13 protein-coding genes are annotated in these 15,569 nt (G+C 48.8%); 6 read left to right on the top strand and 7 right to left on the bottom strand.

Going from position 1 to position 15,569, the window contains the following annotated elements:
• Positions 1-16: 16 nt before the first annotated feature.
• The 3 genes from KNP98_RS12100 to prfA are packed head-to-tail and all read right to left on the bottom strand — an operon-like array spanning position 17 to position 2,918.
• Positions 17-1,015: an L-threonylcarbamoyladenylate synthase gene (locus KNP98_RS12100; protein WP_088837979.1), complete on the bottom strand. Its 999-nt coding sequence runs from the start codon at positions 1,013-1,015 to the stop codon at positions 17-19.
• Positions 1,012-1,860, bottom strand: a complete 849-nt coding sequence (gene prmC, locus KNP98_RS12095; RefSeq protein ID WP_214811540.1) for a peptide chain release factor N(5)-glutamine methyltransferase — start codon at positions 1,858-1,860, stop codon at positions 1,012-1,014. Before prmC ends, KNP98_RS12100 begins: the two co-directional genes overlap by 4 nt.
• Complete coding sequence (gene prfA / locus KNP98_RS12090; RefSeq protein ID WP_029331769.1) at positions 1,860-2,918, bottom strand: peptide chain release factor 1; 1,059 nt, start codon at positions 2,916-2,918, stop codon at positions 1,860-1,862. The genes prmC and prfA overlap by 1 nt, the downstream gene beginning before the upstream one ends.
• 177 nt (positions 2,919-3,095) lie before the next feature.
• Between prfA and KNP98_RS12085 the strand changes: the two genes are divergently transcribed.
• The 6 genes from KNP98_RS12085 to treC all read left to right on the top strand — a co-directional run bounded on the left by KNP98_RS12085 (position 3,096) and on the right by treC (position 9,618).
• Positions 3,096-3,464, top strand: coding sequence for a GntR family transcriptional regulator (locus tag KNP98_RS12085; RefSeq protein WP_088837981.1), 369 nt, complete (start codon positions 3,096-3,098; stop codon positions 3,462-3,464).
• Positions 3,458-4,324: an ATP-binding cassette domain-containing protein gene (locus KNP98_RS12080; RefSeq protein ID WP_214767772.1), complete on the top strand. Its 867-nt coding sequence runs from the start codon at positions 3,458-3,460 to the stop codon at positions 4,322-4,324. Before KNP98_RS12085 ends, KNP98_RS12080 begins: the two co-directional genes overlap by 7 nt.
• Positions 4,317-5,282 (top strand): hypothetical protein, encoded by a 966-nt coding sequence (locus KNP98_RS12075; RefSeq protein WP_088837983.1) that lies wholly within the window; start codon positions 4,317-4,319, stop codon positions 5,280-5,282. The genes KNP98_RS12080 and KNP98_RS12075 overlap by 8 nt, the downstream gene beginning before the upstream one ends.
• A gap of 50 nt (positions 5,283-5,332) precedes the next feature.
• The gene (treR, locus tag KNP98_RS12070; RefSeq protein WP_088837984.1) at positions 5,333-6,040 is read left to right on the top strand and encodes a trehalose operon repressor; all 708 of its coding nucleotides are present in this window, start codon (positions 5,333-5,335) and stop codon (positions 6,038-6,040) included.
• Between the two features lie 469 nt (positions 6,041-6,509).
• Entirely contained in the window at positions 6,510-7,949 is a 1,440-nt protein-coding gene (gene treP, locus KNP98_RS12065; protein ID WP_088837985.1) for a PTS system trehalose-specific EIIBC component, read from the top strand.
• A gap of 25 nt (positions 7,950-7,974) precedes the next feature.
• Positions 7,975-9,618, top strand: a complete 1,644-nt coding sequence (gene treC / locus KNP98_RS12060; RefSeq protein ID WP_214811538.1) for an alpha,alpha-phosphotrehalase — start codon at positions 7,975-7,977, stop codon at positions 9,616-9,618.
• Between the two features lie 197 nt (positions 9,619-9,815).
• On the opposite strand, the gene KNP98_RS12055 is transcribed toward treC, so the two are convergent.
• From KNP98_RS12055 to ribH, 4 genes are all read right to left on the bottom strand, one after another.
• Complete coding sequence (locus tag KNP98_RS12055) at positions 9,816-11,177, bottom strand: alanine/glycine:cation symporter family protein (protein WP_088837987.1); 1,362 nt, start codon at positions 11,175-11,177, stop codon at positions 9,816-9,818.
• Between the two features lie 163 nt (positions 11,178-11,340).
• Entirely contained in the window at positions 11,341-12,105 is a 765-nt protein-coding gene (locus KNP98_RS12050) for a DUF6612 family protein (protein ID WP_214767780.1), read from the bottom strand.
• A 72-nt stretch (positions 12,106-12,177) separates the two neighbouring features.
• Complete coding sequence (locus KNP98_RS12045) at positions 12,178-14,829, bottom strand: putative bifunctional diguanylate cyclase/phosphodiesterase (RefSeq protein WP_251132101.1); 2,652 nt, start codon at positions 14,827-14,829, stop codon at positions 12,178-12,180.
• A gap of 277 nt (positions 14,830-15,106) precedes the next feature.
• Positions 15,107-15,568 carry a 6,7-dimethyl-8-ribityllumazine synthase gene (gene ribH / locus KNP98_RS12040; protein ID WP_088837990.1) on the bottom strand — a complete coding sequence of 154 codons (462 nt, stop codon included), beginning with the start codon at positions 15,566-15,568 and terminating at the stop codon, positions 15,107-15,109.
• Between the last annotated feature and the right edge of the window lies 1 nt (position 15,569).

Raw genomic sequence — 15,569 nt, 5'->3', positions numbered from 1 at the left:
TCAGTATCCTCCTTCTTTACGGGCGAATGATCCGACCACCTGCTGCCTTATGGAGCCGATTTCGGACTGCTAGCCCAACCCCTTCTTCTGATAGGTCCCGTACAAAAATCTGATCCACCGTCGTCTGATCAAATCGCCGTAAACAATCGTAAAGACGCTGTGCCGCTGTTTCTGCGGTCGTGCCGAGGAAACAGCGGACATCTGCTTCGACGTCTTCTCCGTCAAAGAGAATGACGCCGGTCTTTTGTCCGGTTTGGCGTGCTTCATCGATGAGCTGCTGCAGGAAAGAGAGGTCGCCCGCCACGACGGACAGTGTTGCTTCCGGTGCGTAGTGCGTGTACTTCATTCCCGGTGCCTTCGGTGTTTTATCTTTCATCGATAAAGCAGGATCGAGTGCCACGGTGCCGATCTCGCCTTCCAGCTGCTCACGTGTGACGCCGCCCGGTCGTAAAATGACCGGAGGTGTCATCGTACAGTCGATGACGGTCGATTCAACACCGATACCGGTTTCTCCCCCATCGACGATTGCTGCGATTCGTCCCGAGAGGTCATAGGCGACATGTGCCGATGACGTCGGAGAAGGTTTTCCGGAACGGTTGGCACTCGGTGCCGCTAACCCTAGTCCTGTCGCTTCAATCAATTGAAGTGCAAGAGGATGGTCCGGCATCCGTAATCCAATCGTATCAAGTCCTGCGGTGACGAGGCTTGAAGCGGTTCCGTTCGATTCTAGAATGATCGTCAAGGCACCTGGCCAAAACGTATCCATCAAACGTTTCGCGACAGCCGGAATATGAGTGACGAACTGCTCTGCCTGTTCGATTGACGCGACATGGACAATCAATGGGTTGTCGGACGGTCGGCCCTTCGCGGCGAAGATTCGCCGAACGGCCGTCTCGCTCGTCGCATCCCCCGCAAGACCATAAACGGTCTCTGTCGGCATCGCGACGACTTCCCCTGCTTTTAATAAGTTTACTGCTACATCCAGTGTCTGTTGATCGATCATTTCCGTCTTCACTCTGTACAATCCTTTCGTTCCGCATACACGATACGGTCTTTACCGTTTATATCTTTTAAAATACCCGTTTCCGCAGTAGGATAACGCTCTTTTAACATCATTTGCACTTCACTTCCTTGATTGTGTCCGATTTCAAACACAATCAAGCGAAAATCGTCCTTTAAAATACGTGTGCTGCCGTCAATCAAGCGACGATAAAAGACGAGACCGTCTTTTCCGCCGAACAGCGCGAGATGAGGCTCATGGTCAAATACGACGTCACTGAGCAACTCATCTTCTTCAATATAAGGCGGGTTCGAGACGAGGACACGGACCGATTGATCGGCGAGCGGCTCAAGCAGATCCCCTTGTAAAAAAGTTACGTCGCCGCCAAGTGCCGCTTGATTTTTTTTCGCGACCGCAAGTGCGTCTTCTGAAATATCGACCGTCGTGACCGGCTGTCTAAGCTCGAGCGCGAGTGTGACCCCGATCGCTCCGCTTCCCGTTCCGATATCGACGATTTCACCCGGGTGGAACGTCTCCCCGCCTAAACGACGGACGACGAACTCAATCAATTCTTCCGTTTCCGGACGGGGAATCAGGACAGCTGGCGTAACCTGAAAATCGCGTCCATAAAAGGGTTGGTACCCGATCAAATGTTGGACGGGAACACCATTGACGTGTGCCAGTAAGTATTCGCTGAATAACAGGTCATCGTCCGGCGATAATTCGTCCGAAAGTCGCACGAGCAATCCCGTCCGGTCGACTTGTAACACATGCATAAGTAACCATTCGGCACTCGACGCCTCGCGTCCTGCCGCGGCTAACATCGTTTGTGCTTGATTCAATCGTTTCGCAATCCGCATCAGTTCGCCGCCTCCGATGCCCGTGCCTGGTACTCCATCACGAGCGTGTCGATGACTTCATCCATCTCGCCTTGGAGAATCCGGTCGAGCTTTTGAATCGTCAAGCCGATTCGGTGATCCGTCACCCGGTTTTGAGCGAAGTTATACGTCCGGATCCGCTCGGAACGGTCGCCCGTCCCGACAGCTGATTTGCGTTTTTCATCGTACTCGGCCTGCTGTTCGCGTTGAATTTTATCATAGACGCGTGCTCGTAACACTTTCATTGCTTTTTCTTTATTTTTAATTTGCGATTTCTCATCCTGACAGCTGGCGACGATTCCTGTCGGCACGTGTGTCACGCGGACAGCGGATTGTGTCGTATTGACGGACTGACCGCCGGGACCGCTCGATGTAAACGTATCGACGCGGACATCTTTATCGTGAATTTCGACTTCGACATCTTCTGCTTCCGGCAAGACGGCGACGGTCGCTGTTGATGTATGAATCCGTCCGCCTGACTCTGTCGAAGGCACACGTTGGACGCGATGGGCGCCGTTCTCATATTTCAGTTTCGAGTACGCCCCTGTCCCTTTGACGATGAAGATGATTTCTTTATAGCCGCCGAGTTCCGTGTAGCTCGCATCGATGATTTCGATTTTCCAGGCTTGTTTCTCAGCAAACTTCGAATACATCTTGAAAAGATCAGACGCAAATAAGGCTGCCTCGTCGCCTCCTGCCGCACCCCGAATCTCGACGATGACGTTTTTGTCGTCGTTCGGATCCTTCGGTAAGAGTAACGCTTTTAATTTCGTTTCGAGTTCCTTGATTTCCGGCTCCAGGATCGCCACTTCTTCTTTCGCGAGGTCCCGCATCTCGGGATCCGTCAACATTTGACGTGCTTCCTGATAGGCTTCCATCTTATCGCGGTAAACGCGATACGTTTCGACGGTCGGCGCGAGCTGGGATTGCTCCTTTGAGACCTCTCGTAATTGATTCGTATCATTAATGATCGCCGGGTCAGCCAACTGATCATTTAATTTTTCATAACGGTCCTCTAACGCACTTAATCGATCCAACATAATCGGTCATCCTTCCTGACGGTTCTTCTATCGTCAGTATAGCAAATATTTAGAACGTCAGTAGCAAGACCTCCTCGCGACCGTCACTTCCATCGTCAGACCGGTAGTTGACGTCAGACGGTCATTTTCCTATAATTAGTGTACTAATTGAATTAATACACTTAAGGAGGTGGAAGGATGTTTACCGTTGATCCGAAAAGTCCGCTCCCGATTTACGAGCAACTGGTCACGCAAATCATCCGCGCGATTGCGCGGGGAATCCTACGGTCGGGCGAACAGATGCCGTCGGTCCGCGATCTTGCGAGCACGTTACTCGTCAATCCAAACACTGTCTCCCGTGCTTATCAGGAACTCGAAAGCCGAGACTTTATCGTGACGATGCGAGGAAAAGGCTCCTTCGTCTCGGATTTGCCGCTTGACCAAGTCAAACAAGCTGCCATTCAAGAGCACATCACGACACTTTGCCTTGTCGCGAATGAACTATCGATTTCGAACGAAGAACTTTATCAGTTACTCATACAACACAGGGAGGATTCATCATGTTGACCGTGTCACACTTAACAAAACAAATCGATTCGACGATGATTTATGAAAACGCCTCGTTCACATTGCCTGCTGGTACGATCACAGCATTGATTGGACGAAACGGCGCCGGAAAAACGACGTTACTGAAAACACTTGTCGGGGCACTCGAACCCTCGCGCGGGAAAGTCGAATGGAACAACCAGTCAATCCACGACGTCCCGGCAGCACGGAAGCATCTATTTCTCGTTCCCGACTCCATCGGCGTCTACCGTCAGATGACACTCGGATCACTGATTGAGTTTTATCAGGCTTTTTATCCGAACTTCGAACGGACCTACATCGAAAACTACTGTCGCTCGTCGAACCTCGATCGTGGTCGGAAAGTGACGTCGCTCTCGAAAGGACAAGCGCAACTGTTCTTGCTGCAACTCGCCTTTGCGACGAACGCCCCTGTTTTGTTACTCGACGAACCGACAGACGGACTCGACCGGATTAATAAGCGCAACTACTTACAGCAACTGGTCTCTTTACTGACGGAACGTCAGACAGCCGTCTTGATTGCCTCACACCAACTCGAGGAACTCGATACGCTCGCGGACCGCGTGATGACGATCGAACAGCACCTCGTCAAGGAACCGAAGACGCTCGACGATGCAAAAGCGAGCATGCAAAAATGGCAAGTCGTCTACGAGATCGTCCCCGAGCTGAAGCACCATGACATTCATGTCCTGACACAAACCGGACGCGTCGTCACCTTGCTCGTCTTATCGGACGCAGGAAAGCTTTACTTAGAGAAGACGAATCCCTTATTAAAGGACGCCTTACCGGTCCAGATGGAAGACTATTTTTTAGGAACGTTCGGAGGAAATCGTCATGATTAAACAATTGATTCGTTATCATATCAAACAAGGCATTTGGCCGCTCGCGACGTTCTTTTTACTCGCAATCTTCAGCTACGGCTTCAGCAGTTTCTCCGCCATCGAAAATTTCGATACGTATCGTCTTGATGCAAAACCAAATCTCTTGCAAACCGTACTCGTCAGCCCGATTTTCGCCGGTTTCGGAGCGCTTTTGATTGCCGTCTTCGCCATTTTGATGGTTGGTCAAGAACGGGGCAGCGGACGCAGTTTAATCCTCCATGCCTTACCGATTCATAAAAAACATCTATTCTTCATTAAGTTGAGTATCGGGGCCGCCGTATTGATCATCATTCCAATCCTCGGCTTTTTCTCGAGCTGGTTCATCTTACAAGGCATCGGGGGCATTCATCCGTTTGATTACGTCACTTTGAGCGATCTGACATATGACTTTTTTAAATTCTTCATCTTCGATATGACCGTCTTCGCTATTTTCTTGTTCGCAGGAACGATTGCGGGTGATATCATCGGTCAGCTCTTAATCGGGATGTTCCTGTTCTTTTTGAATTACTTCACGTTTTTTGCCATCGCTGCCGTCACGACACTCGGTTTCGGACTTAAGGATGATTTCACATCGTCACTGGATTTTTTGATGACGGTCACAACCCCGTTCCCGTTGTTGTTCCAATCGAATGATTTAACCGGTCCTGCGATTTACAGCGCTGCTTTGACGATCCTGCTTCTCGTCATCAGCCGTCAGCTTTATGTGCGTAGCGAAAACGAGCGACTCGGTCGCTTTACCGTCTTTCCGAAGTCGCATCCGTTTTTCATCATTCTCTTTACGGTCTATACGACGTTCATACTCGCTGCCGTCATCGGCGTCATTTCGTCCGAGAATCAAATCCTGTATTGGCTCGCCGTCTTGATTCTCGCCTGGCCTGCCTTCAGTTCCTACCGCCGGATGATTGGGTGGAGTCGCTGAATCCGTGCTACACTTGTTTCAAATCTTTTAAATAAGGACGGTCTACACCCATGCCAAAATATCTTCAAATTTCCCGACAACTCGCCGCCCGGATTCAGGATGGATCATTACCTGCTGAAACGAAATTACCGTCAGAAACGGAATTGATGGCAGAATTCTCTGCGAGTCGCGGGACGGTCCGTAAGGCAATCGATGCGTTGCTCGAAAAAGGCTTTGTTCGTAAACAACAAGGAAAAGGCGTCTTCGTCTTGAGTCAAGATGCGATCGAGTTTCAGTTCAATGGCATCGTCAGCTTCTCGGAAGCCCATCAAAAAATGGGGCAACACGAAGTTGAAACGGACGTTTTGTCTTGCGACATCATCGATGCGACGGATGAGCTCGCTCAGTTATTCAGTGTAAAAAAAGGAACATCGATCACACGAATCAAACGAATTCGAATCATCGACGGTGAACGCGTCATTTTTGATATCAACCACTTCGTGACAGAACTCGTCCCAGGACTCACTTCAACGGTCGCTTCCGGCTCGATTTATACGTATATCGAACAAACGTTGAACCGGCAAATCAGCTATGCGAAACGAAAAATCGAAGCGCAGCCTGCGACAGCTGAAGATCGGGAACAACTCGACTTAGAAGGGACGACGCATGTCATCGTCATCACGAATGACACGTATTATTATGAAGGGCAACATTTCGAACATACGGAATCGCGCCACCGTCTCGATAAATTTCAATTTACGGATATCGCGCGTCGATAGACCGCAAGATGGCCGCTCAAAAGACGATTCGAGACAGATTGCGCTCTAAACCGTTTGCATGCCTGGATTTTCCTCATGGTATGACCTGAAAAGCGTCACGTTTCGTTGACTCCTACGGGAAAAGTGCGTTTTTAACGCACGTTCAGAGGCAGGCAAGACCCTGCTCGTTGTCCGTGAGGATCAAGGAGCAACGGCTTGCGTTTCGCCCGAGGAACACAACGAAAACAGACGCTTGATTTCCCGGTAGCACGTTGTCTACAGTCTTAAACCGCCTCCCGATTTTGTCGGAGAGGCGGTTTTTATCTTGATTCAGAAAGGATTGAAGTCTCCTCTTCTTCAATTCTTTCAAACTTATCTATATAAGTTATTGACTTAACTTATATAGATAAGTTAAGATGAATTTGCGCAGATAAGAAAACGTTTTCATTTCAAGTGATGTCTTCAGTTCAATCCAAAAGGAGAATGAGAGATGAAACCTAATTACCGTCAAATTGCTGAACAACTCATCGAACGAATCGGTGGGAAAGATAATATTGAGCAAGCCGCCCATTGTGTGACGCGGCTCCGCCTGACACTGAAAGATCAAAGCCTCGTCGAACAAGATGCCTTACTCGAAGTCCCGCTCGTCAAAGGGGCATTCCTGAATGCCGGCGTCTATCAAATCGTCATCGGCGCGGGGGATGTCGACCGCGTCTATGCCGAATTCATTCAATTGACCGGATTAAAAGCAACGACCATCGCCGACGTCAAATCGTCCGGTGCTTCCAAGATGAATCCGTTCCAGAAACTGATTAAAGTCTTCTCCGACGTCTTCATGCCAATCATTCCTGCCATCATCGTCGCTGGTCTCTTGATGGGGATCAACAATCTCTTCGGCATCGAGTTCGGCGGAAAAACGATGATTGACCGCTACCCGAACCTCCAGGGGTTATGGGATTTAATCAACATGATGGCGAACACCGCCTTCGTCTTCTTACCGGCACTTGTCGGCTGGTCGGCGACAAAACGGTTTGGCGGAAGTGAAGTCCTCGGGATCGTCATGGGACTGATGCTTGTCCACCCGGACCTCTTAAATGCCTGGAACTATGGACAAAGTGCGTTAAAAGGCGAGATTCCGACATTCAACATACTCGGTCTCTTCGAAATCGAAAAGGTCGGTTACCAAGGTCAAATTCTGCCTGTACTCGCAGCAGCCTATGTCTTAAGTACGATTGAAAAATGGCTCAAGGAACGTGTTCCGAATGCAATCCAACTCCTCGTCGTACCGATAACGACGATTACTTTAACTGGTTTCCTTGCCCTTGCTGTCATCGGTCCCGTCACGCGTCAGCTCGGCGACTGGATCACGATTGGTGTCGTCAATACGTTTGAAGCCGTACCATTGCTTGGTGCCTTGTTGTTCGGTGCCCTCTATGCACCACTCGTCATCACGGGGATGCACCATATGTTCATCGCCGTCGATCTTCAACTGATTGGACAAAGCGGTTCAACCTTCATCTGGCCGATGATCGCCATCTCGAATATCGCTCAAGGATCAGCGACGCTCGCCATGCTCTTCCTCGCGAAAAACGCGAATGATAAAAACATGGCGTCGACGTCCGCGATTTCTGCCTACTTCGGCATTACGGAACCGGCGATGTTCGGTGTCAATTTACGCTTTAAATATCCATTTTATGCAGCACTCGTCGGATCAGCCATCGCTTCTTCCTTCATCGCCGTCAGCGGTGTCTTAGCTCCTGCAATCGGTGTCGGTGGTTTACCTGCCTTCATCTCAATCGTTCCCGGATCGATTTTGTCGTTCATCATCGGTATGGTGATTGCGATTGTTATCCCGGTTGTCTGTACGTTCCTGTTCCATTACGTCTCGACGAAACGCGCACGAAAAGCGGCACTCAAAGATGCTGCGTAACTGTTTTTAGAAAGGTGTGACTTGTATGACGCTCACAACGACCGACTGGCGGAAATCCGCTGTTTATCAAATCTATCCGAAAAGTTTTTACAGCCCGGAAGGAAAAGCGACGGGCACACTCCGTGGCGTCACGGAAAAACTCGACTATCTCGCGTCACTCGGCATTGATTATTTATGGCTGACACCCGTCTATGCCTCACCACAAAATGACAATGGGTACGATGTCAGCGACTATTATGCGATTGACCCTTCTTACGGGACGATGCAAGACTTCGATGACCTGCTTGCGGAAGCAACGAAACGTGATTTAGCGGTGATGATGGATATCGTCGTCAATCACTGTTCAACGGAGCACGACTGGTTCCAGCAAGGACGGAATCCCGACAGTCCGTATCATGATTATTTCATTTGGCGGGATGAACCGACCAACTGGCAGTCGAAGTTCGGTGGTCCGGCCTGGTCATTTGATGAAGTCGCCGGCAAATATTATCTTCATTTGTTCGATCAAACCCAAGCCGATCTCAACTGGGAAAACCCGCGTCTTCGCGAAGACATCTATCAGATGATGCAGTTTTGGCGCGACAAAGGGGTCCGTGGATTCCGCCTGGATGTCATCAATCTCATCTCGAAGGATCAATCGTTCCCAAATGACCCGACTGGAGACGGCAGAACCTTTTATACGGATGGACCTCGTGTCCATGAGTACCTCCAGGAAATGAATCAACGTGTGTTTGACGGTCATGACTTGATGACGGTCGGTGAGATGTCCTCGACGACACTCAATCATTGCCGGCAGTATTCAAATGTCAGCGAGGAAGAGTTGAAGATGACCTTTAACTTCCACCATTTAAAAGTCGACTATCCGGACGGTCAAAAATGGACAGTCGCGCCATTCGATTTTCTTGAGTTAAAACGGATCCTGTCGGACTGGCAGGTCGGGATGCAGGGAAAAGCGTGGAATGCCATCTTTTGGTGCAACCACGACCAGCCCCGTGTCGTCAGCCGTTTCGGTGATGATACCGTCTACCGCGTCGAAAGCGCGAAGATGCTCGCGACGACGTTACACGGTCTACAAGGCACACCGTATATTTATCAAGGTGAAGAAATCGGGATGACGAATCCGGATTTCACGGATCTTACAGATTATCGTGACGTCGAAACACTGAATCTCTATGAAGAAAAAATTGTTCAGGGCGAAGCACCTGAACAGATTCTTGCGGCAATCCGCCAAAAATCACGCGACAATGCCCGAACACCGATGCAATGGGACTCGACGCTTCACGCCGGTTTTTCAGAAGCAACGCCGTGGATCGACGTCGCTCCGAACTATACTGACATCAATGTCAAAGCGGCCATCGCTAATCCTGATTCGGTGTTCCACCACTATAAAAAGTTGATTCAATTACGAAAACAATATGACGTGTTGACGAACGGAATGTATCGTCTTCTCACACCGGACGACTTGTCGATTTGGGCGTACGAACGAACGACAGAGGACGAACAGCTGCTCGTCCTCTCGAACTTCTACAGTTCAGAAAAGACGTTCACGTTACCAGAGACGATGTCGGACGCCGACGTCTTGATTCAGAACTATCCTGATGTCGCACAAGACGGGCGCAACGTCACATTACGTCCATATGAGTCGGTCATGTTCTACCGGACCACTTAACGACTTGAAATGAATAAAGGGAGGTGGATTTCCAGTGTATGATCTGGAAATCCGCCTCCCTTTCCTTTGTGAACGATAAGAATTTGCATAGAAACGGCCGATGCTTCCGTAAAAAGTCGGAAGCGTCGGCCGTTTGATGGATTGTGATCTGACTCCTGCGTCGGATTCACCTCCAAAAGAAATGATCGCTTTTGGATTCAGGAGGCGTTTCGATTTGCCTGTTCTTTTTTCAGCTGTTCGCGGAACAACCTCGTCTCGGCAATGACGACGCCGGACAGACCAAGCAGACCAATCAAGTTCGGGATTGCCATCAAACCGTTGAAGACGTCCGAGATGGCCCAAACCATGTTCAAGTTCGTCGTCATCGCGCCCAGTCCGGCGACGAGAACAAATACGACGCGGTACGGCACGATTGATTTTTGACCAAAGAGATAATAAATCGATTTTTCACCGTAATACGACCAGCCGAGGACTGTTGAAAAGGCAAACAAGACAAGTCCAATCGTGACGATATACTTTCCGGTCGGACCGAGGAACACTTCAAAACTTGCAGTCGTCAATTCGACTCCTTCTAATCCGGTCCCGATTTTTCCACCCATGACGAGCGTCAATCCTGTCATCGAACAGACGAGAATCGTATCAAGGAAGACTTGTGTCATCGAGACGAGTGCTTGTCGTCCCGGGAAATCGGTTTTCGCAGCCGCCGCCGCGATTGGCGCTGAACCGAGACCCGCCTCATTCGAGAAGACGCCTCGGGCGACACCGTAACGAATCGCCGCCCCGATTGCACCACCCGTAATCGCTTCATTCGAGAACGTGCTGCTGAAAATTGTTGAAAATGCCGCTGGAATCAAGTCATAGTTCATGATCAGGATCAATAAACCACTTCCGACATAAAAGAAAATCATGAATGGCACGAAAAAGCTGACGACTTTCCCAATCGATTTGACACCACCCAAAATGACGCCACCTGTTGCGACCATTAAGACGATTCCGGTCACGTAGAGCGGTACATCGAACGTTGACTTCATCGCGAGCGCGACCGAGTTCGTTTGAACCCCGTTACCAATCCCGAAAGCGGCAATCGAAGCGAAAGCGGCAAATAAAATCCCGAGCCACTTTTGCTTGAGCCCCCGTTCAAGATAGTACATCGGCCCTCCGGCCATCTGCCCCTTTTCATCGACGACACGGTATTTGACGGCGAGAATCGCCTCCGCATATTTGGTCGCCATGCCGAATAATCCGGATAACCACATCCAGACGATCGCACCTGGTCCCCCAAGGACGACGGCTGTTGCGACACCGACGATATTCCCCGTACCGACCGTTGCTGCCAGTGCGGTCATTAATGCCTGAAAATGACTGATGTCCCCTTCCGATTGTTTCGAGTCCTCTTGTTTCGTAAACGCGAGCTTTAACGCATAAGGAAGTTTTGTAATTTGAATGAATCCTAAACGAATCGTTAAGTAAATGCCTGTTCCGACTAATAGGATCAGTAACGGTGCTCCCCAAACCAAATTTGACACCGAACTTACCCACTCAGTGAATGACGTTCCCATGCTTTTCCCCCCTCTGCAATTCGTATGTAGACTTTCCCATTTTTTCAGAATTGACAGAATACTGTCAACCCTATTTCCTAAGTTCCCCTTTCAGAGATGTTCCACACATGAAAAAAACGCCGACCTCCTCCGGCGTGTCACGTCGGGGAAAATCGGCTGTTCGTCATTGGTTCATATCAGTAATCGATTGGGCCTCTTTTGCCTCTTCCGGCAGCTCAATCGACTCGATGGCATTGAATTTCGAAAACGTGGATTCATTCGTCATCTTAAAGGTCGTGCCTTCTGTGATTTCAAACTCCATCGTCATATCGAGCGTCTTCGGATAATACGTCTTTGCGTCATATGTCATCGTATATTCCATCTTTTTATAATCCACTTGATCCATCATCTCTTTCATCTGCGCCATCTGTCCCGATTGTTCGAGCGCGTCTTTCATGAAGTTTTTCAAGTCGTCCCCCGTCAAGTCCACATCAATTTGATAGAGTTCATCTTTTCTTTCGGCTGTCCAATTGTCTTTATACTTCTTCAACAGTTTCAGGTTCTGATCGGTCGAGACGGATGATTCCATGATGTCATTCATCTCCGAGATGTCTTGGACAAACCATTGCCCGTCCTGTGCGATATACATCTTGTCGTCGAGCATATAGCTCTCCATTTGTACATCCGAGCCATCCTCGACATTCTTCATCTTAATCGTTTGATGCATCGTATAGGGTTTTTGAATGACATCTGCTGCGACTTGCTGACTGACAGGCAGACCGCCGACTTCTGAAAAGATGTCGCTCTCCATATGAAACGACTGAATATCCTCCTGTGCTGCCGTCGCCTTTTTTAACAGTTCACTATTCGACAGGTCGTCTTGACTGCATCCGGCAAGACCGACCGAAGAAACCATTGCCAGCGAAAAAAACCATCTTCCCTTCTTCATGTGCGTTCCCTCCTCGTTTACCTGTGTCTACGAGTCGATTTTGGAAAAAGTTTCAAACTGATTCGGTTACGCTTAGCGCTGATCCGGATAGAGCAACAGCTCAATGGCTTCAGGCCGCATCGGACGACCGAAATAATAACCTTGCATCCGTGTACACTTCAAGCGATTCAAGACGTTGACTTGTTCGAGCGTCTCGACCCCTTCCGCGATGACTGCTACATCCAGCGATTTTGCTAAATGAATGATGGAGGAAATCATCGCATACCCACTCGTCTCGATATTGATTTTTTTAACAAATTCACGCGGAATCTTTAACGTATCAATCGGGAAATCGACGAGACGGGATAATGAGGAATAGCCTGTCCCGAAATCATCAATCGAAATCGTGAACCCCAGCTCTTTCAAACGATGCATCGTCTTGACCGTAACCTCGATGTCTTCGACTGCCGATACCTCCGTGATTTCTAAATCGATTCGCCTCGGGTCGACGTCTGTTTCTGCTAAAAGTTGCATCAACGTCAGGACGAACGTTGGGTGATGGAACTGTTGCATCGAGACATTCAGACCGACCTTCAACTCGATTCCTTTATCCTCCCAGCGTTTCGCCTGCAAAAAGCCTGCACGTAAAACCCATTCGCCAAGACGAATGATCATCCCCGCTTCTTCCGCGAGGGGAATGAAATCGTTCGGTGAAATCATTCCGAGCTTCGGATGATTCCAACGGACCAACCCCTCGACACCGACCATCTGATACGTGATGGTGTCAACTTGAGGTTGATAGTACAGGACGAGTTGATTCGTCTCAATCGCATGGGGGAGCTCCGACTCAAGTCGTAGCCGGTATGACGCCGCTTCCGCAATATCATCAAAGAAGACGACCTTTTTTCCACCTTTCGCCTTTGCCTGATACATCGCTAAATCCGCTTGTTTTAATAACGTCACGACATGTTTCGGTTCCGTTCTTTGATGGCGAACTACTCCGATGCTCGGGCTCGAGACGACTTCAAGTCCTTCAATATTGTACGGTATGCTCAACTGGTTAAGAAGGCGCCCGGTCCGGGTTCTCGCCCCTTCTTCCGACACGATATGACGGAGAATGACCGTGAATTCATCGCCCCCTTGTCGGGCGACGACGTCTTCGATTTCTGTCGCGCGGCGTAAGCGTTCTGCGACTTGAATCAGCAATTGATCGCCGATGTGATGTCCAAACGAGTCATTCACGAGTTTAAAATCGTTTAAGTCGATGAAGCAAAGAATGATCGTTTCTTGACTTTGTTCTTGCTCGACTAAATGATGTAACATCTCTTCGAAGTACTTTCGATTGACCGCTTTCGTCAAATGGTCATAGTACGCAAGCTGATGGATTTTCAATTCATTTTTCCGCATGTCTGTGATATCACGACCGATGCCGAACAAACCAACAAGTCGTTTTCGGACACGAATCGGAATTGTCGTCACGCTGAGCAGGACATTGTTGCCACCTTCCTTTCGAAACACCGTCTCGAATTGTTCAGCGCTCATCTTATCTTGATCCGCCATGGCAGAAGTGCCTTGTCCAAGCAATTGATCGTACGACCGACCAATCAACTCGCTCTCACAATGTTCCGTCAGTTTTTCGAATGATGGGTTCGCACTTTCAATTTGTCCTTTCAAATCAAGAGAATAAACGGCATCCGGATGATACGTAAAGAGTGATTCATAACGTTCCTTACTCTCTTCCAACTCATCCGCCTTATGGTGGATTTCTTGAATCAATTGATGGTTACTTAAAATCATTAAAATTTGCCGGACTAAAATTAAGAGAATCGTCACCCCGCAACCAATCATCAATCCATTTAAGGCATCTCCCCGTTGCGCATAAAACAGCATTGTTGAGAACAATAGAAGTACGAGGAAATACGGTAAAAACAATCGCCCGAGATGCAAGGATTGCCTTTCTTCCTGATCGACTCGGATATGTTCCATCGTCACTTCTCCCGCATGACCGGAAATCGCGACTAACAATAAACTTAAAATGAATAACGGATCAATCGCTGCGGTGTTCTCATACCCATGGATGGTCGTCATATATAGAAAAAGGGTATCGGCGATAATCTGAATTAATATTCCGATTAACAAAAAGGAGAAACAGGTCGGTCGTGTGACAGTTTGTCGTTTTTCGATTAAGAAGTAGATGCTGATGACACAAAACAGCAATACGACATCATTCATCGGATACGCGAACGCGACGAAGTTTTCCGCTGTCGACGCTTGCCCATCCGCTAAAGAAGGACGAACCAAGAAAAACCAGCTGTATGTCACAGCGACAGTCATGACGATTAAAATATCAAACACGAATCGAATCAATTGATGTTTCGTCACGTATTTTCGAATCAAATGAAGAAATGCCATAAAGAAAAAGAACGATTGCAACATATAAAAAGGGTCCGGCAGACCGGGAAAAGGAACGGCAACCTGTTGGATATTTTCATAAGACATCCAAATCAGTTCCGCAATCAGATAACTTCCTGTTCCGAAAGCAAGATAGAGAAAAAACCGGCCTTGGTCCCGGCCATTCGTTCGATATGTGTGCAGTAAGAATAATGTTGCAGCTATACAGCCTATGATAGAAAAAATGTTATTTCCCCACGATGCCAGTTCCGGTCGATCGGCATAAAACCAGATCCAACTATAATAGCTCAAACTAAATAAAAGAACGCCGTATACGTAATGAATCCGCTTCATGTTCATTCGCCCCCCTTTCTTCCAAACCTCTAAGTTTTCCGTACTTTTATTATTATACGGTGGTTATACCATCCCGTGTATCCGTGACCATGAATTATTGATAAAAACCAAAAAAATTTCTATCGCATGTAAGAGGGGCGCGACCTCAAAAAGGAATCGCTCATTTCACGCGCTTTCCTGCAGGAGTCGCGTGAAACGAGTGATTCCTTTTGAACGATTTAACAGGTGGCGAATTGACCTTTACGTCCGTCCCCGTTTTACATCCGATAGAGAAACATTACTGAAAGCTGCGTAACAAGTTCGCCATCTCGATGGCAGAGACCGCCGACTCATACCCTTTGTTCCCTGCTTTCGTGCCGGCCCGTTCGACCGCTTGTTCAATCGAGTCCGTCGTCAATACACCGAAGATGATCGGAACACCCGTCTCACGCGACGCACCGGCAACACCTTTCGCGACTTCATTGCAGACATAATCGTAATGCGACGTCGCACCGCGGATGACGGCACCGAGTGTGATGATGGCATCATACTTACCGCTTTTCGCCAGTTTCTCCGCGACGAGCGGAATCTCGAATGCGCCCGGCACCCACGCCGTATCGACGCTATCCGCTTCGACACCGTGACGACGGAAGGCATCGTTTGCTCCTCCGACTAATTTAGAAGTGATCAATTCATTGAACCGTGCCGCGACGATCGCAACCCGGAGTCCTTCGCCCGTTAAAAATCCTTCGTATACCATC

It is taken from the genome of Exiguobacterium sp. s127, from assembly GCF_018618695.1.
Taxonomy (GTDB): Bacteria; Bacillota; Bacilli; order Exiguobacteriales; family Exiguobacteriaceae; genus Exiguobacterium_A; species Exiguobacterium_A oxidotolerans.
Note: the sequence above shows the minus strand (reverse complement) of the source record. Positions and strands in the feature narration are given on the sequence as shown.